This window comes from Streptomyces sp. NPDC058092 (assembly GCF_042884935.1).
Classification (GTDB): domain Bacteria; phylum Actinomycetota; class Actinomycetes; order Streptomycetales; family Streptomycetaceae; genus Streptomyces.
In genome coordinates, this window is sequence record NZ_JBHVSY010000024.1 from 19,538 (window position 1) to 40,415 (window position 20,878).

A 20,878-nucleotide genomic window follows, 5' to 3' on the forward strand; every position below is an offset into this window, starting at 1 on the left:
TGCCGCGATGCCGGCAGGGGAACACGTACGACCCCGGACATATGCCCGGGGCCGTACACCAGCTGGGACGTCAGCCGAGGTCTCCGGCCGCGGTGCGCTCCGCCAGCCTCACCAGCGTGCGGACCGCGGAACCGGTGCCGCCCTTGGGCGTGTAGCCGTACGGCGCGCCCTCGTGGAAGGCCGGGCCCGCGATGTCCAGGTGCGCCCAGGCGATGCCCTCGCCCACGAACTCCTGCAGGAACAGACCGGCCACCAGGCCGCCGCCCATCCGCTCGCCCATGTTGGCGATGTCGGCGGTCGGGGAGTCCATGCCCTTGCGCAGGTCGGCGGGGAGCGGCATCGGCCAGGAGGCCTCGCCGACCTCCTCGGCGATCTCGTGGATGGAGGTACGGAAGGCGTCGTCGTTGGCCATGATGCCGAAGGTGCGGTTGCCGAGCGCCAGCACCATGGCGCCGGTCAGGGTCGCCACGTCGACGATCGCGTCCGGGTTCTCCTCGGAGGCACGGGTCAGCGCGTCGGCGAGGACGAGCCGGCCCTCGGCGTCCGTGTTGAGGACCTCGACGGTCTTGCCGCTGTACATGCGCAGCACGTCACCGGGGCGGGTGGCGTTGCCCGACGGCATGTTCTCGGCGAGCGCCAGCCAGCCGGTGACATTGACCCGCAGGCCCAGACGGGCGGCCGCGACGACGCCCGCGAACACGGCGGCGGCGCCGCTCATGTCGCACTTCATCGTCTCGTTGTGGCCGGCCGGCTTCAGCGAGATGCCGCCCGAGTCGTAGGTGATGCCCTTGCCGACGAGGGCCAGGGTCTTCTCCGCCTTCGGGTGCGTGTAGGCGAGCTTCACCAGGCGCGGACCGTGGGTCGAGCCCTGGCCGACGCCCAGCAGGCCGCCGAAGCCGCCCTTGACGAGCGCCTTCTCGTCGAAGACCTGCACCTTGATGCCGTGCTCCTTGCCCGCGGCGGTGGCCACGGCGGCGAAGGACTCGGGGTACAGGTCGTTCGGCGGGGTGTTGATCAGGTCGCGGGCGCGGTTGATCTCCTCGACGATCGCGAGCGCGCGGTCGGCGGCCGCCTTGAACGCCTTGTCGCGCGGCTTGGCGCCGAGCAGGGCGACCTCGGCGAGCGGCTGCTTCGGGCCGTTGCCGTTCTTCTTGTCCTTGGGCGCCAGCTTGTTCTCGCCGCCCTGGTACGCGGTGAAGGCGTACGCACCGAGGAGCGCGCCCTCGGCGATCGCCCCGGCGTCCTCGACGGAGGCGATGGGCAGCGCGAAGCCGGCCTTCTTCGAACCGGCCAGGGCGCGCGAGGCGGAGCCCGCGGCCTTGCGCAGCGTCTCGGCGTCGTACGCCTCGTCCTTCTCCGGGACGGAGCCGAGGCCGACCGCGATGACGACCGGGACCTTGAGACCGTCGGGCGCGGGGAGCTTGGTCACCTCGCCCTCGGCACCTGCGGCGCCCAGGGCCTCCAGGACGGTGGCGAGCTTTCCGTCGAACGCCTTGTCCACGGCCTCGGCGCCCGGTGCGAGGACCGGACCCTTGGCGCCCTTGGCGACGCCGACGACGAGTGCGTCGGCGCGCAGCGTCGCCGCACCGGCAGTGCTGAGAGTGAGAGCAGTCACGGTGGTGAAATCTCGCTTCCGTTGAGTTCGTTGTCGGTCGATGGGTGGGCCGACCGTGCCCGGCGCATCGTAGACGCCGCCGCAATGTGCCGGGAATGAGCCTACGCGCGCCTTTGCTGCGGTATCACGGCGGCGGGCCGCCGGCGGCCTGTTGCGGCGACCCGGGCCACGGGCCGGGAGCGGCCGGGGCCGGGTCCGTGCGGCCGGAACGGGCCGTGGACGTAGGGTCGTTGGTGGTGCCGGACCAACGGGGGGAGAAGACCATGCGCGCCCGCGGGGCTGCACGCGTGCGGGGAACGGGCCGGGCGCTGCCCGTGACCGTACTGATGCTGCTGGCCCTGCTGACCGGCTGCACCACGGCTGCGGAGCCCGCCTCGAAGGGCCGGTGGCGGCCGGAGCCGGGCATCGGCTGGCAGTGGCAGCTCTCCGGCCGGCTGGACCCCACGGTGGACGTCCCGGTGTACGACATCGACGGCTTCGACCACAAGGCCTCGGCCGTCGCCGATCTGCACCGCCGGGGCCGCAAGGTGATCTGCTATCTCTCCACCGGTGCCTGGGAGGACTTCCGCCCGGACGCCGGGAAGTTCCCCGCCGCGATACGGGGAAGGAGCAACGGCTGGGAGGGGGAGTACTGGCTCGACATCCGCCGCACGGACGTCCTGGAGCCGCTGATGGAACGGCGGATCGCGATGTGCGCGAAGAAGGGCTTCGACGCGGTCGAACCCGACAACATGGACGGCTACCGCAACCGTACGGGCTTCCCGCTGACCGCCGCCGACCAGTTGCGCTACAACCGGCTCGTCGCCCGTATCGCCCACCGCCACGGACTCGCCGTCGGCCTGAAGAACGATCTCGGCCAGATACCGGAGCTGGAGCCCGACTTCGACTTCGCGGTCAACGAGCAGTGCGCGCAGTACGAGGAGTGCGAGGCCCTCACCCCGTTCGTGAAGGCGGGCAAGGCCGTCTTCCACGTGGAGTACGAACTGCCGGCCGCCCGGTTCTGCGCCGCGTCGAAGCGGCTGGGGCTCAGCTCGCTGCGGAAGAAGTACGAACTGGGCGTGTGGCGCCAGGAGTGCCCACAGGCGCGTTCCCGGAACGGCACGGCCGGATCGGGCTCCGAAGCCGAAAGGCCCTAACCGAGCGCCAGCACCACCAGGGCCGCCGTCGCCGCCGTCTCCGCCAGTGCGCCGAAGACATCGCCGGTCACCCCGCCGAAGCGGCGCACGCAGTGCCGCAGCAGGAGTTGGGCGGCGCCGAGGGCGAGCAGTGCGGCGAGGGCGTGGTGCAGCGCCCCGTAGCCGCCGAAGAGCGCACCGGCACCCGCGCAGGCCGCGACCACGACCGCCCCGGCAGCCACCGCGGCCCGGACCGTGACTGTCCCCGCCACCGCCGCACCCAGCCCTTCCGGACGGGCCGCCGGTACGCCCTGCCGGGACGCCAGGGTGAGCGCGAGCCGGGCGGTGACCGCGGCGACGGCCGCCGCCACCGCGCCGCGCGCCCAGCTCTGCCCGTACAACTGGTCGAGGACCGCGACCTGGGCCAGCAGCACGAACAGCAGGGTGATCACCCCGAACGGCCCGATGTCCGACTGCTTCATGATCCGCAGGGCGTCGTCGGCGGGCCTGCCGCTGCCCAGGCCGTCGGCGGTGTCCGCGAGACCGTCCAGATGCAGTCCCCGGGTCAGCGCCGCGGGCACGGCGGCGGAGGCGACCGCGGCGAGCAGCGGACCGGAGCCGAGCAGCAGCAACAGGCCACCGGGCACCGCCGCGAGAAGCCCCACGACGAGACCGGCCAGCGGCGCGCACAGCATTCCGGCGCGGGCGGTACCGCGGTCCCAGCGGGTGACGCGGACGGGAAGCACGGTCAGGGTGCCGAAGGCGAAACGCAGGCCGTGGAGGTTCAGGGAGGTCACGGCGCGCAGGCTAATCGCTGTGACGGGCCGATAGATTGGTCATAGCACGACGGACCATGACGAAAGCGTCTTATCGGGAGTGGGTGGCATGGGTCACTGGTTCGAGGTGAACATCGTCGAGCCGGGGAAGCTGCCGTTGCTCCTCGCGCTGGCCGCCTTCGTGCTCACCTTCGCCATCACCCGGTTCATCACCCGGATGATCAGGGCGGGGAAGGGGCCGTTCCGCAACATCACGCCCGGTGGAGTGCACGTCCACCACGTGGTGCCCGGCGTGGTGCTGAGTGTCATCGGCGGCTTCGGGGCGGTCGCCAGCGGGCGCCAGGGCGTCACCGCGGCGGTCTGCGCGGTGATCTTCGGCATGGGTGCGGGTCTGGTGCTGGACGAGTTCGCCCTGATCCTCCATCTCGACGACGTGTACTGGACCGAGCAGGGCCGGCAGAGCGTGGAGGTCGTCGTCCTCACCGCGGCGCTGGTGCTGCTGGTCCTGGCCGGATTCTCGCCGCTCGGTGTGAACGAGCTGAGCAGTGAGGAGCAGCAGGGCAGGCTCGGGGTCGTCCTGACCCTGATCGTCAACTTCTGCTTCGTGCTGATCGCCCTGTTCAAGGGCAAGGCGCGGCTCGCGGTCGTCGGCACCCTCGTCCCGTTCGTCGCGCTGATCGGGGCGATCCGGCTGGCCCGGCCGACCTCGATGTGGGCGAAGCGCTTCTACCGCAACCGTCACCGCACCCGTGCCCGGGCGGTGCTGCGCGCCTACCACCACGACGTGCGCTGGGTGGGCCCGCGCCGCAGATTTCAGGACCTCATCGGCGGGGCACCGGACCGGGTCCCGGCCCCCGGACGCAAGCCCTGATCACGGCGGCGCGCATACCGGCGCCGGTTCCGGCCGGCCGTGACGGCGCACAGCACGAGCACCACGGCGATCGCCGCCAGATGCTCCTTGCCGGCCAGGTTGTTCTTGGCGACCACCTCGACCACCATCGCGGCGATCACCAGCGCACCGGTGAACCAGGCCCGGTAGAGGCAGCACACGTAGACGGCGAGACCGACCACCGCCGCCGACGGGCCGGTGTCGACGATCCGCGCGTCGGAGGCGGGCAGCCCGAACGCCCCGTCCGGGCCGAGCGCGACACCGATCCGTGCGAACAGCGTCCCGGCCAGCGTCGCGACGTACGCGATGAGGAGCGTGCGCCACCGGCCCAGACAGATCTCGGCTGTCCCGAACACCGCCAGGATCTGCACCAGCGCCCCCCACACCGGCAGGTCCGGCGCCGGGACGAACAGCGACAACGGGGTACGCAGCAGGGCCTGCCACAACGGATCCTCGGCCCGCACCGCCCCGAGCCCGCGCACCGCTCCGGCCCCCCATGACTGGTTCTGCACCGCATGGAGCAGCGCCGTCAGACAGACCACGGCGAGCGTCAGGGGGACCGCCCGCAGCCGGGAGGCGGCGAGCCCCGCGCGTACGGTGATGAGGAGCGGACCCCATTCGCGGCGGGCCGCCCCGCTCAGCGCGCGTACGAAACTCATCCACCGGCCCCGAGATGCGAGCGGTGCAGCCACTTGGGCAGACCGGGCGCCTCCAGGAACCCTTCGGCACGGCCCGCGGCGAGGCCGATGCGCAGCAGGTCGGAGCTCTTCTCGAAGAGCATGAAGCGTGGCTCCCAGATCGGCCGGTACTTGGCGTTGGCACGGTAGAGCGACTCGATCTGCCACCAGCGCGAGAAGAAGCTGAGCATGGAGCGCCACAGCCTCAGCACCGGTCCGGCGCCGAGCCGTGAACCCCGCTCGAAGACGGACCGGAACATCGCGAAGTTCAGCGAGACCTGGGTGATCCCGATCTCTTCGGCGCGCTGCAGGAGTTCGATGACCATGAACTCCATGAGGCCGTTCTCGGAGTTGCGGTCACGGCGCATCAGGTCCAGCGAGAGGCCGTTCGGCCCCCACGGCACAAAGCTCAGCACGGCGCGCAACTCGCCCGGCGCGGTGCCCTTCGCGGCGGGGGTGCTTCCCTTCTCGGCGGCCGCGGCGCCACTTCCGGCGGCCCCGGCGCCCTCTTCGACGGGCGCGCCGGCCTTCCCGGCAGGCGCGTTGCGGCATTCGAGCATCACGCACCGGCCGTCGGCCGGATCACCGAGCCGGCCCAGCGCCATGGAGAAGCCGCGCTCGGTCGCCCCGTCGCGCCAGTCGTCGGCGCACCGCACCAGTTCGGCCATCTCGTCGTCCGGGATGTCGGCGTGCCGGCGCACGGTCACCTCGTACCCGGCGCGCCCGATCCGGTTGTACGCCTGGCGGACGGTGCGCATCGCCCGTCCTTCGAGGGTGAAGTCGGCGGTCTCCACGATCGCCTCGTCGCCCAGCTCCAGGGCGTCGAGGCCGTGCCGCGCGTAGACGGTGCCGCCCTCCTCGCTCACCCCCATCGCCGCCGGGATCCAGCCGTGCTCGCGGGCCTCGGCCAGCCACGGCTCGATCGCCCCGGGCCACGCCTCCGGGTCGCCGATGGGATCACCGGAGGCGAGCGAGACCCCGCCGACCACGCGGTAGGCGACGGCGGCCTTCCCGGTCGGCGACCAGATGACGCTCTTCTCCCGGCGCAGCGCGAAGTAGCCGAGCGAGTCCCGCTCACCGTGCTTGTCGAGCAGCACGCGCAGCCGGGCCTCGTCCTCGGGGGTGATCGGGTCGACGGCCCGGCGGGCCCGGAACGCCGCGTACACGACGGCGATCAGCAGCAGGGTGGAGAGGATGTTGATGCTGACGTTGACCCAGCCCGGCGTGGTGATCCCGGGGTAGTTGGTGTCGTTGTCGGTGATCGAGATCAGCCGCAGGGTGCCGTAGCGCCAGCGGTCCAGGAAGGTCGAGCGGAATTCGTCGTGCGCGGTGTTGGTGAGGGTGACCAGGCCCGCGGCGATCAGCGAGGTGGCCAGCAGTCCGCCGACCGCGACGACCGCGGCCAGCTTGGGATTGGACCGGTCGCCCTTCGCGTAGAACTCACGCCGGCCGAGGGCCAGCGCCAGGACGAACGCGGCGGTCAGCGTCAGCGAGATCCAGTTCTGCGGGTACTGCCGGACCTCCGGGAATGGGATCACCAGGACGAAGAGCAGCAGCAGAAGACTGCTCACCACCATGTTCACGATCCAGGCGGCCCGCTTGCGGCGGTGCATGGTGATCGCGAGGAAGAGCGCGACCACCCCGGAGGAGAAGCCCGCGGTGAGCAGGTACGGGGTGAAGTAGTTCGCGGTGTTGTGGCGGCGCAGGTCGTTGCCGAGAGTGACCCAGACGGCACTCAGGAAATTGATGAACGACACGACACGCAGGTACCAGATGGCGAACGCGGCACAGCGGCGTGACCGGACGGTGCTCGGTGCCCGGGTGCTGCCCCGCCCGGATTCCTCGGTGGCCAATCGGACCTCTCCCATAAAAAGCGATCATATGGTGCATCGCGCCCCATGAGGGGACCGTGCTGCGACCGGTGTCCGGCGGCCGCAGCCGTGCCGGGTCCGTCAGCCGTCGGTCGCGTCGCCCGCCGCGTCGCCGACGCCGTCCTTCTCGTCGGCGACGGACGGACGCTCCGGCAGCTCCGCCGCCAGCGCGGCCGCGGCCCGAACGAGCGGAAGCGCGAGCAATGCCCCACTTCCTTCTCCCACGATGACGCCGTGGTCCAGCAAGGGGTTGAGTGCCATCCGGTCCAGGGCCTTGGCCTGCGCCGGCTCGCCGCTCGCCTGACCCGCCAGCCACCAGTCCGGCGCCCGGAAGGCCGCCCGCTGACCCACCAGCGCACAGGCCGCCGAGACCACGCCGTCCAGGATCACCGGCAGCCTGCGCACCGCGCACTGCAACAGGAACCCGGTCGTCGCCGCCAGATCCGCGCCGCCCACCGTGGCCAGCAGCTCCAGCTGATCACCGAGGACCGGCCGGGCCCGGCGCAGCGCGTCCCGGATCGCCGCACACTTGCGCATCCACGCCAGATCGTCGATCCCCGCGCCACCGCGCCCGGTTACCACCGACGCGTCCGTGCCGCACAGCGCCGCGATCAGCGTGGCCGCGGCCGTCGTACCGCCGACGCTCAGATCACCGAGCACCACCAGATCGGTGCCCGAGTCGGCCTCCTCGTCGGCGATCGCCATCCCCAGACGTACCGCCCGCTCGGCCTCCTCGGCCGTCAGCGCGTCCTCGATGTCGATCCGGCCGCTGCCGCGCCGCACCCGGTGACGTACCACCGGCTCCGGCAGCAGCTCCGGGTCGCAGTCCAGTCCGGCGTCGACGATCCGTACCGGTACGGAGAACTGACGGGCCAGCACGGCGAGCGGAGTCGCGCCGTCCAGCGTGGCCCGCACCAGCTCGTACGCGCTCCCGGCCGCGCGCCCGGAAACACCCAGTTCGGCAACCCCGTGATCACCGGCGAAGAGCACCACGCGCGGCTGCTCGATCGCCTTGACCGGTACGGACTGCTGGGCGGCCGAGAGCCATTCGCCCAGCTCGTCCAGGCGGCCGAGGGCGCCCGGAGGAACGACCAGGCGCTCCCGGCGTTCCTCGGCGTCGCGCCGTACGCCGCCGTCGGGGCGTTCGATCAGGTCGGAGAAGTCGTCCAGATTCACGGGGGTCTGCCTCGCGGGTCGATACGTGGAGTGGGCCGGTGAGCCCGGCGGCGGGCTCACTGCGGAACAGTACCCGCCGCGTTTCTGACACCGGATCAGCGCGGGGATCCGTACCCGAACCGCAGCTGCGTCATCGCGGGCGTCAGGGTCCGCAGCCCCGGCAACAGCGACTGGAGCCGGATCAGCTCGCCCATCGCACCCCGCCCGCGCGGCAGCCGCAGCGCCCGCACCTCGGTGATCGCCGGGTGCGCACTGCGCAGCTTGTGCCGCTCGCCGGGGTTCATCGCCCAGCGCATCGGCGGAATGGTCATCCCGCCGACCTTCGACGTGCCGGCCACCGTGCCCCTGGCCAGCCAGCGCGCCATCGTGTCCAGTACGAGGACGCCACCGGGCAGCCGTTCGGCGCAGGCCACCAGGATCCTCCGTACCTCCGCGGGGGGCAGATACATCAGCAGCCCCTGCGTCGTGACGACCACGCCGCGGCCCTCCGGGTCCTCGATCGCGTCCAGCCAGGACAGATCGGTCGCCGAGCAGGACAGGGTGCGCAGCCGCCCGGAGGCGGGCAGCAGCGCCCGCCGCAGCTCGGCGACCTCCGGAAGCTCCACGCTCAGCCAGTTCAGCCGGCCGTTGTCGACCCGCCAGAAACCGGTCTCCAGGCCGTCGCCGAGCGCGACCACGGTGGCCTGCGGACGGTCGGCGAGATACTCCTGCACGGCCAGGTCGAAGCAGCGCGAGCGCAGCCCCTGGGCCTGCGAGTGGAACGCGTTCGGCTGCCCGAACCGCTCCTCGAAGGGGTAGTCCAGATCCTTCATCAGCCGGAGCGCCATGGGGTCGTCCAGCACCGGATAGCGCTGTCCCGCCTCGTACGCCCGGTTGTAGAGCGTCCACAGCAGGGTCTCGGGAATCCCGCTCAACATCGGTCGCATGCGTGCCATGCCCGCTCCTCCTGTTCCCGCGATTCCATTCCTGTCGTGTTCCGTTCCCGCGTCGTCGTTCGCGTGGTCCGGTCAGCCGCGCAGCGTCAGCACCTGTCCGGCCACCACCAGCAGCACCTGTTCGCACTCGTCGGCGAACGCGGCGTTCAACCGGCCCAGTTCGTCCCGGAACCGTCGCCCGGCAGCCGTCGCGGGCACCACGCCCGAGCCGGTCTCGTTGGTCACGGCGACGATCGTGCGCCGCGTCCCGCGCACCGCGGCGACCAGCTCGGCGGTCCGCCCCCGCAGCGCGCTCTCGCCGCCTCCCGCCCACGCCGCGTCGTCCCAGGCGTGCACCCGGTCCATCGCGTCCGTCAGCCACAGCGACAGACAGTCGATCAGCAGCGGAGGCCCGTCCGACTCCAGCAGCTCCACCAGCTCACAGGTCTCCTCGGTGCGCCAGGCGGCGGGCCTGCGCTCCCGGTGCAGCCCGATCCGGGCCGCCCACTCCGCGTCCCCTTCCCTGCCGCCACCGGTCGCCACGTACACCACCTCGGGGAACGTCTCCAGGCGCCGCTCGGCCTCCACCGACTTCCCCGACCGGGCACCGCCCGTCACCAGCGTGCGCCGGGGTACCTCCGGCGCCGTGTGGTACCCGCCCACCACCAGCGTCGTCCCGTCCGGCACGGTCCGCGCGCCGGCCGCCGCGAGCCGCCGGCCCAGCTCGGCGCCGGGCGGCGCGTCGTGGTCCAGATGGACGGCGATGATCTCGGTGGTGGGCCCGATCGCCTCGACGGCCCGCAGCCGTGCCACCGCGTCCGGCCGCCCGACCACGTCGCCGACCACCATGTCGTACGGCCGCGGTGCCCGGTCCGCGAGGCCGGAGGGCGCGGCGCCCGGCGGCAGGTACAGCAGGTGTACGCCCTCCGGCGAGGTCACCTCGTAGCCCGTGCCCGGCGCGTCCATCGCCACCGCCCGCACCCGGTGCCCGCTGATCAGGGTCAGCTCCTGCCCGTCCGGCACCCGTCCCGCCGAAGGCAGCCCGGGGGGCAGCTCCACGGCGGGCCCGTCGTGCGGATGGGTGAGCAGCACCTGTCGTACGCCGGTGAGCGAGTGCCCCGCCCGGGCCGCGGCGAACACGGCGCCCGGGGTGAGATCGAGCAGCAGCGCGTCGTCGACCAGCAGGGCGGTCGCGGCCCGCGAGGCCGTCCCGCGGGCGGCGGCGCAGGCGGCGCAGGGACATTCGGGGCGCGGCAGCCCGTCGGGGGCTCCGGTGCCGAGCAGAGTCAGTTCCACGCCTCCGATCCTCCCGCGTCCGCGCAACCGGTGCGCGACCTGGGGGGCGTCCGGGCAGGCGCAGGGCCCGTACCGGCACTGGTCGTAGGCACTAGGCTGCGGGCAGCGAAGCGACCCAGGAGGCGGACATGGCATGGACGTGGCGGTTCGAGAAGTCCGACGGTACGGAGACGGAGCCGGCCCTGCAGCCGGAGGAATTCACTACGCAGGGTGACGCGGAGTCCTGGATCGGCGAGTACTGGAAGGAACTCCTCGACGGCGGGGCGGACCAGGTGACGCTCTTCGAGGACACGACCAAGATCTACGGCCCCATGAGCCTCCAGGGTGACGAGGGCTGATTCCCGCGTCCCCGCGCGCGTCGGCGGTACGGGCCCGGGCCCTGCGCCCGTACGGCCGAGGCCCCGCCCGTACGCCGGTGTCTGTGCCCGTACGGCCGGGAACCAGTGCCGCGACCGGCGACGGTTGCCGGTCACGGCAGTGGGGTCTGTCCGGCGGATCGGGGCCGGACAGGCCCCAGGGCCTCTCGTTCGGATCATGCCGGGCTCGCGTGCCCCGGCACCGCGCCTCGCCGCGTTGTCGTCGGTCTTCCCCGAGCTCTCGGCTCCGCTCGACCGGGGAGACCCCATCGGGCTCCTTCCCCGAGCCTTCGGCTCCGCTCGACCAGGGGAGACCCCATCGGGCTCCTTGCCTCCGCCTTGCGATGCACGGCACCACGGTGACATCAGCCGCTCCGCGGCGGGCCGCTCCCTGATCCGGCCTGATCCAGACGAAAGACCCTAGATCTCACCCAGGGTGACCTGCGCCGTCTTCTCCGCCCCGTTGCGCAGATACGTCACGGTGACCTTCTGGCCGGGCTTGTCCGAGGCCAGCGCCTCCGACAGGGACGTGATTGTCGTGACCGGCAGATCGCCGATCCTGGTGATGATGTCGCCGGCCCGCAGCCCCGCCTTCTCCGCGGCGCCACCCTTCGTCACGCTGACCAGCGCCACCCCGGCCGGCTGGTAGTTCTGGTCGACGACCGTGCGCCCGGTGATGTTCAGTGCCGCCCGGCCCGAGTTCGTGACCTTGCCGCTCTTGATGATCTGATCGGCGACCGTCTTCACCATCGAGACGGGGATCGCGAACCCGATGCCCGGCGCCGCGGTGTTACCCAGCTGCGGGTCGATCGCCGCCAGTGTCGGGATGCCGATCACCTCACTGTCCAGGTTGACCAGCGCACCGCCGCTGTTGCCCGGGTTGATCGCCGCCGAGGTCTGCACCATGTTCGCGATCGTCGCGCCCGTGCCGCCGCCCGCCCGGCTCTCGCTGACGGTCCGGCCGAGCGCCGAGACGATGCCCTGGGTGACACTGGAGGACAGTCCGAGCGGCGAGCCCATCGCCAGCACGATCTGTCCCACCTGGACCTTTCTCGAGTCACCGAACTTCGCGGGCCTCAGACCGTCCGGGGCGGTGTCGAGCTTGAGGACGGCCAGATCCTGTTCCGGATAGGCGGCGACCAGCGAGGCCTTCAGCACCTTCTCGCCGGTGGCGACGGTGACCTTGAACGTCGTGTCATTGCCGACCACATGGGCGTTGGTGACGATATGGCCCTTGGTGTCGTAGACGACGCCGGAGCCCAGGCCGTTGGAGGTCTCGATCTGAACGACCGACGGCAGCACGTTCTTGATCACGGCCTCGTATTCGCTCTGCAGATAACCCGCGGACGGGGCGGCGGGGGCCGATGTGGTGGGACTCGTCTCGGGTGAATTGGAGTCCGCGTCCGAACAGCCGCTCACCAGGGCTATCGCACAGAGACCTGCCGTCAGAGGCAGTAGCAGCCGGCGTATGTGACGGGGGGAGTGGAATGCATCCATGTCCGGATTGTTGCTTTTGCGGCTCTCGGTGGCCTGCTGGATTCGGCCGATCGGGTAAGTCGCCTGACGGCTCCGGCGGCCGCCCGTGCCCGCGGGCGGGTGACCGGAATTTCGGCAACGCCGCGAGGTTGCCGCGTCAGGCTTCCGACCCGGACCCCGACCCCGGCCCTGATCCGACCCCGACCGTGGCCCTGATCCGCCGGGCAGACCCTAGCCCCGCACCCCGCACAGATGCAGCAGCGCGGCCACCCGGCGGTACGGATCCGTCCGCCCGGCCCGGTCCTCCGCGGCCAGCACCTGTTCCAGTTCGGCGGCGGCCGGCAGTTCCACGTCGTTGCTCACGTGGTCCGTGAAGACGCGCACCCCGTACCAGGCGTGCAGGGGCGCCGCGATCCCGGCGAGCGTGGCCGTCAGGGCGTCCAGCCGGTCGGCCCGCACCGTGAGGCCCAGCCGGTTGGTGTACGTGTCCGTGTCGAAGGCGGCCAGCGTCGCGTCCCAGTCCTCGGCCGCCCCGGGCCGCATCGCCAGCGCGTCGGCGTTCCGTACGAGCAGCGAGAGCAGCCCGCCCGGGGCCAGCATCCGGGCCAGGCCGGCCACCATCGCGTCCGGCTCCCGGACATACATCAGCACACCGTGGCAGAGCACCACGTCGAAGCTGCCGGGCAGGAAGTGCACCCCCGTGTCCAGGCCGTTGCCCTCGATCAGCCGGACCCGCTCGCGGATGCCCGCGGGCTCGCTGCCGAGCGACTCACGGGCCACCCGCAGCATCTCCGTATCGGACTCCAGACCCGTCACGGAGTGCCCGGCCCTGGCCAGACGCAGCGCCTGGGTGCCCTGGCCCATGCCGACGTCGAGGATGCGCAGCCGCTGCCCGACCGGGAAGCGGGCGGCGATCTGCTCGTCGAGCTGGCGCGCGACCAGCTCCTGGCGGACCGTGTTGCGCAGCCCGCCGAGCCCCTTCAGCCATGCCGAGGAGGCTCCCGAGAATCCAGTGACGAGAGTGGCGGCAGGGGTGGCGCGGCCCGCCCGGTCGACGGACGGACCGCCGACCGAGCCGGAGGTATCCGTACTCAGGGCCGCTCTCCGCGCTTGACCTGCGGCTTCGGCAGCCGGAGCCGACGCATCTGAAGCGTACGCATCAGGCCGTAGGCGACCGCGCCACGCTTCGGCGTATCGGGGAAGCGCGCGTTCAGCTGTTTCTTCAGGCGGAACGCGAGACCGATCGAGTCGATCACGATCAGCACGATCACGATCAGCCAGAGCAGCAGCGAGATGTTCTGGATGTTCTGCACCTGGATCACGCTGAGGATCAGAATGATCACGGCGAGCGGCAGGAAGAACTCCGCGATGCAGAAGCGCGAGTCCACGTAGTCGCGGACGAAGCGCCGCACGGGGCCCTTGTCGCGAGCCGGCAGATAGCGCTCGTCGCCACTGGCGAGCGCCTCACGCTGCTTGGCCATGTCCACACGGCGCGCTTCGCGTTGCCGCTTCATGGCCTCCTTGCGATCGAGCGGCGCGCCACTGGAGGCGCGACGGCGCTGCGACTGGGCATCGCTGCGCTTGGGGGTGGGGCGACCTTTGGGGGCCTGCGGGTCGCGGGGCTGCGTGGAGAGGTCGGCCGTCACCTTGCCGGTGGGCGCCTTCTCTTCCTTCGAACGGCTACGGAACACAAGGCCCAAGGGTACGGGTTCGATCGTCACGGCCCCAGGCCGGTCGGGAACGATCCGGCAACGGCCCGCGTTCTCGCAGGTGTCCCCGGGGGTTCCGCACGGTGGACGCCGCCGGTCTCCCCGACCGCCACCTACACCCTGGGCCGGAGTGGTGACCGGGTGCAGTCGTCCTTGGGGAGGAGCACATCTGTGCTCGAACAGTGCGGTAATAGAGGCAGGGCCCGTACTGTGGGTTCTGTTGGAGTGCTGGAGCTCAGTCCGTCAGAAGGGGGCGCGCGAAGCCCATGAGCGGTGTCATGAAGCGTATGGGGATGATCTTCCGCGCGAAGGCAAACAAGGCCCTTGACCGGGCCGAGGATCCGCGCGAGACCCTCGATTACTCGTACCAGAAGCAGCTGGAGCTGCTTCAGAAGGTACGCCGCGGTGTCGCCGATGTGGCGACCTCGCGCAAGCGGCTGGAACTGCAGCTGAATCAGCTGCAGGGTCAGTCGTCCAAGCTGGAGGACCAGGGCCGCAAGGCGCTCGCGCTCGGCCGCGAGGACCTGGCCCGCGAGGCGCTGTCCCGGCGTGCCGCACTCCAGCAGCAGGTCACCGACCTGGAGACGCAGCACACCACGCTGCAGGGCGAGGAGGAGAAGCTCACTCTCGCGGCCCAGCGGCTCCAGGCCAAGGTCGACGCCTTCCGTACCAAGAAGGAGACCATCAAGGCCACCTACACCGCTGCCCAGGCGCAGACCCGGATCGGCGAGGCCTTCTCCGGGATCTCCGAGGAGATGGGCGATGTCGGCCTGGCGATCCAGCGGGCCGAGGACAAGACCCAGCAGCTGCAGGCCCGGGCCGGCGCGATCGACGAGCTGCTCGCCTCCGGCGCCCTGGACGACCCGACCGGTACGGCCAAGGACGACATCGCCGCCGAGCTCGACCGGATCTCCGGTGGTACGGATGTGGAGCTGGAGCTGCAGCGCATGAAGGCCGAGCTGGCCGGCGGCCCCACCCAGCAGCAGGCTATCGAAGGCGGCCCGCAGGACGCGGCGCAGCAGCAGTCGTCCCAGTCCCCGCACAAGTTCGACAAGAGTTAAGGCAGCGTCATGATCGTACGGATCATGGGGGAGGGCCAGGTCGCCCTGGCCGACAGCCATCTCGCCGAGCTCGACAAGCTCGACGACGAACTGCTTGCCGAGATGGAGAGCGGCGACGGCCCCGGCTTCCGCTCCACTCTCCATGCGCTCCTCGCCAGGGTGCACGCGCTCGGTGAACCCTTGCCGGACGACTCCCTGGAGCCGTCCGAACTGATCCTTCCGTCGTCCGACGCGACCCTCGAAGAGGTGCGCGCCATGCTCCGGGACGACGGCCTGATCCCCGGCTGACGCCGGCCGCACTCCAGCACCTGCACGCACCCGCGAGCATCCGCACGAGTCCGTGCCCTGTGCCCCGTGTCCGGTCCGCCGGTCACGGGGCACAGCCGTGTCCGCGGCGCTTCAGCGCTTCCATACGCCCCGTGCCGTCATCGCCGCACGACCGCTCTCCTTCGTGCGACGTTCTCTTCGTGCGACGTTCTCCGTTCGGGCGCTACGACTTCTCCGTGCAACCGGTACGACCGGTACGACCGGTACGACCGATTTCTCCGTACGACTCGGACCGATTCCCGCGCGACACGCCGTAACGTAGCTTGACGTGACCACCCTCGGAACCGGGGTTCTGCGCGTCCGGCACTGGCTGCGCGACCATCCCCTCGCGCTGGACTCCGTGCTCGCCCTGGCCGTACTCGTGGCCATGGTCATCGGTTCGTTCGTCCGCCCGGGCGCACCGAACGGTGCCGCCTTCGGCACCCGCACGCCCGAGGCGGGCAGCGTGCTCCTGATGGTGCTCGGTGCCGTGGCGCTCATCTGGCGGCGGCGTCATCCCATGGCGGTGCTCGTGGCCACCGCCGGGCTGACGGTCGTCGAACTGGTGGGATTCGACCCGCCCGCGCCCGTGGTGATGAGCACCGTCATCGCGCTGTACACGGTCGCAGCCCGCACCGACCGGCCCACCACCTGGAGGGTCGGGCTGCTGACCATGGCCGTGCTGACGGCCGCTGCGATGTTCTTCGGTTCGGCGCCCTGGTACAGCCAGGAGAACTTCGGCGTCTTCGCCTGGACCGGCATGGCCGGCGCGGCGGGGGACGCCGTCCGCTCCAGGCGCGCCTTCGTCGACGCGATCAGGGAGCGCGCCGAACGGGCCGAGCGCACCCGCGACGAGGAGGCCCGGCGCCGGGTCGCCGAGGAGCGGTTGCGGATCGCCCGGGATCTGCACGACGTCGTCGCCCACCACATCGCCCTGGTCAACGTCCAGGCCGGGGTGGCCGCCCACGTCATGGACAAGCGCCCCGACCAGGCCAAGGAGGCGCTGGCCCACGTCCGGGAGGCCAGCCGCTCCGCGCTCAACGAACTGCGGGCCACCGTCGGGCTGTTGCGCCAGTCCGGTGACCCGGAGGCGCCGACCGAACCGGCCCCGGGGCTCGCGGTCCTCGACGAACTGGTGGACACCGTCCGGCGGGCCGGGCTCCCGGTCGAGGTGGCCTGCACCGACCGGCGGCCCCCGTTGCCCGCAGCCGTCGACCTGGCCGCGTACCGGGTGATCCAGGAGGCGCTGACCAATGTGCGCAAGCACGCGGGCCCCGGCGCGAAGGCCGAGGTGAGCGTCGTACGGGTCGGGGCCACCGCCGAGATCACCGTCATCGACAACGGCTCGGGCGGGGGCGGCCACAACGGGGACGGCGGTGGCCACGGCCTCCTCGGCATGCGCGAACGCGTCACCGCACTCGGTGGCTCCCTCACCGCGGGCCCCCGCTACGGGGGCGGATTCCGGGTCCATGCGATCCTGCCCGTCAAGGCCCGTACGGCAGAGCCCGAGGAGCCGGGCGCGGCGGGCCGGACGGGGGAGAACACATGACACCGCCCATCAAGGTGCTGCTCGTCGACGACCAGGCGCTGCTGCGCAGCGCGTTCCGGGTGCTGGTCGACTCGGAGGCCGACATGGAGGTGGTCGGCGAGGCGGCGGACGGCGCACAGGCCGTGGAGCTCGCCCGGTCGACCCGCGCCGACGTGGTGCTGATGGATATCCGGATGCCCGGTACGGACGGACTCGCCGCGACCCGCATGATCAGCGCCGATCCTGAACTGGCCGACGTACGGGTCGTCATGCTCACCACCTTCGAGGTGGACGAGTACGTGGTGCAGTCGCTGCGGGCCGGGGCGTCCGGCTTCCTCGGAAAAGGGGCGGAACCCGAGGAACTCCTCAACGCCATCCGGATCGCCGCGGGTGGCGAGGCGCTGCTCTCGCCCGCCGCGACCAAGGGTCTGATCGCCACCTTCCTTGCGCAGAGCGACAGTTCGGGCGGTGCCGGGCCGGGCACCGCCGAGTACTCCGCGCGGCTCGACGCGCTCACCGGCCGCGAGCGCGAAGTGCTGGTCCTGGTCGCGGCCGGCCACTCCAACGACGAGATCGCCGAGCGGCTCGTCGTCAGCCCGCTCACCGTCAAGACGCATGTGAACAGGGCGATGGCGAAGCTGGGCGCACGGGACAGGGCTCAATTGGTGGTCATTGCGTACGAATCGGGCCTGGTGCGCCCCAGGGTGGAGTGACGGGTGGAGATTCGGCGTACTCCACCTGCGGTATGCGCGGCATAAGAAAGCGACCTCGGGCCGACGCTTCCGGCCTTGCGGATGAGTGATCGTAGATCTGGGCCGGGTCTGTCCCCAGCCACCCGCCCATCTGCCGCTTAAGCCACAGAAGAGAGACCCACCCATGTCCTGGCTGTCCAGATTCAGCCTCGCGCAAAGGGCCCTGATCGGACTGATCTCGATCGTCGCCCTCGTCTTCGGAGCGATCGCGATCCCGCAGCTCAAGCAGCAGCTGCTGCCCACCATCGAACTCCCGATGGTGTCGGTGCTCGCCCCCTACCAGGGTGCGTCGCCCGATGTGGTGGAGAAGCAGGTCGTCGAGCCGCTCGAAAACTCCATCAAGGCCGTCGACGGGGTCACCGGCATCACCTCGACCGCCAGCGAGGGCAACGCCGTCATCATGGCGTCCTTCGACTTCGGCAGCGAGGGCACCAAGCAGCTCGTCGCCGACATCCAGCAGGCGGTGAACCGCGCCCGCGTCCAGCTTCCCGACGACGTGGACCCGCAGGTCGTCGCCGGCTCGACGGACGACATGCCGACCGTCGTCCTCGCCGTCACCTCCGGCAAGGACCAGCAGGCGCTCGCCGACCAGCTGGACCGCACCGTCGTCCCCGCGCTGGAGGACATCGCCGGCGTCGGCCAGGTCTCCGTCGACGGCGTGCAGGACCTCCAGGTCTCCATTACGCCCGACGACAACAAGCTCGCCGCGGCCGGCCTGAACACCATGACGCTCTCCCAGGCGCTCCAGGCGGCCGGCGCGACCGTCCCCGCCGGTTCCTTCTCCGAGTCGGGCAAGAGCCGCACCGTCCAGGTCGGCGGCGCCTTCACCTCCCTGAAGCAGATCGAGGACCTGCGGGTCGCCGGCAAGGACCCCGCGACGGGCAAGCCCGGCAAGCCCGTTCGCGTCGGTGACATCGCCACGGTGAAGCAGGAGCCGTCCACCGCGGTCTCCCTCACCCGTACCAACGGCAAGCCGAGCCTCGCCGTGATGGCCACGATGGACAAGGACGGCAGCGCCGTCGCCATCTCGGACGCGGTCAAGGACAAGCTCCCCGACCTCCGCAAGGACCTCGGCTCCGGCGCCGAACTGACCGTCGTCTCCGACCAGGGCCCCGCCGTCTCCAAGGCGATCTCCGGTCTGACCACCGAGGGCGCGCTGGGTCTGCTCTTCGCGGTCATCGTGATCCTGGTCTTCCTCGCCTCGCTGCGCTCGACCCTGGTCACCGCGGTCTCCATCCCGCTCTCCGTGGTCCTCGCGCTGATCGTGCTCTGGACCCGCGATCTGTCGCTCAACATGCTCACGCTCGGCGCACTGACCATCGCGATCGGCCGGGTCGTCGACGACTCGATCGTCGTCCTGGAGAACATCAAGCGTCACCTCGGCTACGGCGAGGAGCGCCAGTCGGCGATCATCACCGCGGTGAAGGAAGTGGCCGGCGCGGTCACCGCCTCGACCCTCACCACGGTCGCCGTCTTTCTGCCGATCGGTCTCGTCGGCGGCATGGTCGGTGAGCTCTTCGGCTCGTTCTCGCTGACCATCACCGCGGCCCTGCTGGCTTCCTTGCTGGTCTCGCTGACCGTCGTGCCCGTCCTGTCGTACTGGTTCCTGCGCGCGCCCAAGGGCACCGCCGAGGACCCGGACGAGGCCCGTCGCAAGGCCGAGGAGAAGGAAGCCGGCAGCCGGCTCCAGCGGCTGTACGTCCCGGTGCTGCGCTTCGCGACCCGGCGCAGGATCACCAGCATCGTCATCGCCGTCGTGGTGCTGTTCGGCACCTTCGGCATGGCCCCGCTGCTGAAGACCACCCTCTTCGACCAGGGCGAGCAGGAAGTCCTCTCCGTCAAGCAGGAGCTGGCCCCGGGCACCAGCCTGGCGGCCGCCGACGAGGCGGCCAAGAAGGTCGAGAAGGTTCTCGCGGGCGACAAGAGCGTCAAGGACTACCAGGTCACCGTCGGCTCCTCCGGCTTCATGGCGGCCTTCGGCGGCGGTACGGGCTCCAACCAGGCCTCGTACCAGATCACCCTGAAGGACGCGGGCGAATCCGAGGCCGCGCAGAAGCGCCTCGAAGCGGAGTTCGGCAAGCTCGACGGCATCGGCGACATCACCATCTCGGCGGATGGCGGCTTCGGCAGCCAGGACCTCAGCGTCGTGGTCAAGGCTGCGGACGCGGACGTCCTGAAGAAGGCGTCCGAAGAGGTACGGGCCGAGGTCGCCAAGCTCAAGGACGTCACCGACGTCCAGAGCGACCTGGCGCAGAGCGTCCCGCGGATCTCGGTCAAGGCCAATGCCAAGGCCGCGGACGCCGGCTTCGACCAGGCCACGCTCGGCGCGGCCGTCGCCGGAGCGGTGCGCGGCACCCCGTCCGGCAAGGCGATCATGGACGACACCGAGCGTGACGTCGTCATCAGGTCCGCCCACCCGGCGACCACGATGGCCGAGCTCAAGAATCTCTCGCTCGGCCCGGTCGAGCTCGGCCGGATCGCCGACGTCGAGCTGGTCCCCGGACCGGTCTCGATGACCCGGATCGACGGCCGGCGCGCCGCGACGATCACCGCCAAGCCCGTCGGCGACGACACCGGCGCGGTCGGAACCGACCTCCAGAACGCGATCAAGGCCCTGGACCTCCCGGACGGCGCCACCGCCACCATCGGCGGTGTCTCCGAGGACCAGAAGGACGCGTTCGTGAAGCTGATCCTGGCCATGCTGGCGGCCATCGCGATCGTCTTCATGCTGCTGGTCGCCACTTTCCGGTCGCTCGTCCAGCCGTTGATCCTGCTGGTCTCCATTCCGTTCGCGGCGACCGGAGCGATCGGACTGCTCCTCATCACCGGTACCCCGATGGGCATCGCGGCGATGATCGGCATGCTGATGCTGATCGGCATCGTGGTCACCAACGCGATCGTGCTGATCGACCTGATCAACCAGTACCGGACGCAGGGCATGGGCGTCGTCGAAGCGGTCATCGAGGGCGGCCGTCACCGGCTCCGCCCGATCCTGATGACGGCACTCGCGACGATCTTCGCGCTGCTCCCGATGGCGCTCGGCGTCACCGGCGAGGGCGGCTTCATCTCGCAGCCGCTCGCCGTCGTGGTGATCGGCGGCCTGGTCACCTCGACGCTGCTGACCCTGCTGCTCGTGCCGACGCTCTACGCGATGGTGGAGCTCCGCAAGGAGCGCCGCGCGAAGAAGAAGGCCATCAAGCGGGCGAAGAAGGCGGGCCTCCCGACGCCGGCCGAGGCGGTGGACGCCACCGTCGAGGAGCCGGAGCCCGCGAAGGCGTAACGCAGGGCATACAAGGGCCCCGGCACCGTTTCGACGGTGCCGGGGCCTTCGTACGTCTTCGGATCCAGCCCGCCCGGGCGG

18 protein-coding genes are annotated in these 20,878 nt (G+C 71.1%); 8 read left to right on the forward strand and 10 right to left on the reverse strand.

Annotated elements, in window-relative coordinates; genetic code table 11:
* Positions 1-70 precede the first annotated feature (70 nt).
* Positions 71-1,615: a leucyl aminopeptidase gene (locus tag ACFVV1_RS31185; RefSeq protein ID WP_389996096.1), complete on the reverse strand. Its 1,545-nt coding sequence runs from the start codon at positions 1,613-1,615 to the stop codon at positions 71-73.
* 263 nt (positions 1,616-1,878) lie between these two features.
* Here ACFVV1_RS31185 and ACFVV1_RS31190 point away from each other — a divergent pair, with 263 nt between their 5' ends.
* Positions 1,879-2,751, forward strand: coding sequence for an endo alpha-1,4 polygalactosaminidase (locus tag ACFVV1_RS31190; protein WP_389996099.1), 873 nt, complete (start codon positions 1,879-1,881; stop codon positions 2,749-2,751).
* Here ACFVV1_RS31190 and ACFVV1_RS31195 read toward each other — a convergent pair.
* Positions 2,748-3,527: an adenosylcobinamide-GDP ribazoletransferase gene (locus ACFVV1_RS31195; RefSeq protein ID WP_389996102.1), complete on the reverse strand. Its 780-nt coding sequence runs from the start codon at positions 3,525-3,527 to the stop codon at positions 2,748-2,750. The two genes, ACFVV1_RS31190 and ACFVV1_RS31195, sit on opposite strands and share 4 nt — an antisense overlap.
* An 88-nt stretch (positions 3,528-3,615) precedes the next feature.
* Here ACFVV1_RS31195 and ACFVV1_RS31200 point away from each other — a divergent pair, with 88 nt between their 5' ends.
* Positions 3,616-4,377 (forward strand): hypothetical protein, encoded by a 762-nt coding sequence (locus ACFVV1_RS31200; RefSeq protein ID WP_389996105.1) that lies wholly within the window; start codon positions 3,616-3,618, stop codon positions 4,375-4,377.
* On the opposite strand, the gene ACFVV1_RS31205 is transcribed toward ACFVV1_RS31200, so the two are convergent.
* The 5 genes from ACFVV1_RS31205 to ACFVV1_RS31225 form a co-directional block, all read right to left on the reverse strand.
* Complete coding sequence (locus ACFVV1_RS31205; protein WP_389996108.1) at positions 4,320-5,054, reverse strand: hypothetical protein; 735 nt, start codon at positions 5,052-5,054, stop codon at positions 4,320-4,322. The two genes, ACFVV1_RS31200 and ACFVV1_RS31205, sit on opposite strands and share 58 nt — an antisense overlap.
* Positions 5,051-6,940 carry a phosphatidylglycerol lysyltransferase domain-containing protein gene (locus ACFVV1_RS31210; protein ID WP_389996111.1) on the reverse strand — a complete coding sequence of 630 codons (1,890 nt, stop codon included), beginning with the start codon at positions 6,938-6,940 and terminating at the stop codon, positions 5,051-5,053. The genes ACFVV1_RS31205 and ACFVV1_RS31210 overlap by 4 nt, the downstream gene beginning before the upstream one ends.
* A gap of 84 nt (positions 6,941-7,024) precedes the next feature.
* Entirely contained in the window at positions 7,025-8,119 is a 1,095-nt protein-coding gene (gene cobT / locus ACFVV1_RS31215) for a nicotinate-nucleotide--dimethylbenzimidazole phosphoribosyltransferase (protein WP_389996114.1), read from the reverse strand.
* A 95-nt stretch (positions 8,120-8,214) separates the two neighbouring features.
* The gene (locus ACFVV1_RS31220; protein WP_389996117.1) at positions 8,215-9,054 is read right to left on the reverse strand and encodes a class I SAM-dependent methyltransferase; all 840 of its coding nucleotides are present in this window, start codon (positions 9,052-9,054) and stop codon (positions 8,215-8,217) included.
* Between the two features lie 72 nt (positions 9,055-9,126).
* Positions 9,127-10,329 carry a bifunctional adenosylcobinamide kinase/adenosylcobinamide-phosphate guanylyltransferase gene (locus tag ACFVV1_RS31225; protein WP_389996119.1) on the reverse strand — a complete coding sequence of 401 codons (1,203 nt, stop codon included), beginning with the start codon at positions 10,327-10,329 and terminating at the stop codon, positions 9,127-9,129.
* 128 nt (positions 10,330-10,457) lie between these two features.
* Between ACFVV1_RS31225 and ACFVV1_RS31230 the strand changes: the two genes are divergently transcribed.
* On the forward strand, positions 10,458-10,667 hold the full coding sequence (locus ACFVV1_RS31230) for a hypothetical protein (protein ID WP_389996122.1): 210 nt from the start codon (positions 10,458-10,460) through the stop codon (positions 10,665-10,667).
* A 438-nt stretch (positions 10,668-11,105) separates the two neighbouring features.
* On the opposite strand, the gene ACFVV1_RS31235 is transcribed toward ACFVV1_RS31230, so the two are convergent.
* From ACFVV1_RS31235 to ACFVV1_RS31245, 3 genes are all read right to left on the reverse strand, one after another.
* Entirely contained in the window at positions 11,106-12,182 is a 1,077-nt protein-coding gene (locus ACFVV1_RS31235; protein WP_389996125.1) for a S1C family serine protease, read from the reverse strand.
* A 210-nt stretch (positions 12,183-12,392) separates the two neighbouring features.
* Positions 12,393-13,127, reverse strand: coding sequence for a class I SAM-dependent methyltransferase (locus ACFVV1_RS31240; protein ID WP_389996345.1), 735 nt, complete (start codon positions 13,125-13,127; stop codon positions 12,393-12,395).
* A gap of 125 nt (positions 13,128-13,252) precedes the next feature.
* On the reverse strand, positions 13,253-13,852 hold the full coding sequence (locus ACFVV1_RS31245) for a DUF3043 domain-containing protein (protein ID WP_266420247.1): 600 nt from the start codon (positions 13,850-13,852) through the stop codon (positions 13,253-13,255).
* Positions 13,853-14,148: 296 nt separating this feature from the next.
* Here ACFVV1_RS31245 and ACFVV1_RS31250 point away from each other — a divergent pair, with 296 nt between their 5' ends.
* The 5 genes from ACFVV1_RS31250 to ACFVV1_RS31270 all read left to right on the forward strand — a co-directional run bounded on the left by ACFVV1_RS31250 (position 14,149) and on the right by ACFVV1_RS31270 (position 20,797).
* A complete protein-coding gene (locus ACFVV1_RS31250) occupies positions 14,149-14,931 on the forward strand; it encodes a PspA/IM30 family protein (protein WP_384462077.1) in 783 nt (260 codons plus the stop codon).
* A gap of 9 nt (positions 14,932-14,940) precedes the next feature.
* The gene (locus ACFVV1_RS31255) at positions 14,941-15,219 is read left to right on the forward strand and encodes a hypothetical protein (RefSeq protein ID WP_389996128.1); all 279 of its coding nucleotides are present in this window, start codon (positions 14,941-14,943) and stop codon (positions 15,217-15,219) included.
* A gap of 307 nt (positions 15,220-15,526) precedes the next feature.
* The gene (locus tag ACFVV1_RS31260; protein WP_389996131.1) at positions 15,527-16,786 is read left to right on the forward strand and encodes a sensor histidine kinase; all 1,260 of its coding nucleotides are present in this window, start codon (positions 15,527-15,529) and stop codon (positions 16,784-16,786) included.
* Positions 16,783-17,478, forward strand: coding sequence for a response regulator (locus ACFVV1_RS31265; protein ID WP_389996133.1), 696 nt, complete (start codon positions 16,783-16,785; stop codon positions 17,476-17,478). Before ACFVV1_RS31260 ends, ACFVV1_RS31265 begins: the two co-directional genes overlap by 4 nt.
* A 163-nt stretch (positions 17,479-17,641) precedes the next feature.
* Positions 17,642-20,797, forward strand: coding sequence for an efflux RND transporter permease subunit (locus ACFVV1_RS31270; RefSeq protein ID WP_389996136.1), 3,156 nt, complete (start codon positions 17,642-17,644; stop codon positions 20,795-20,797).
* Positions 20,798-20,878 lie beyond the last annotated feature (81 nt).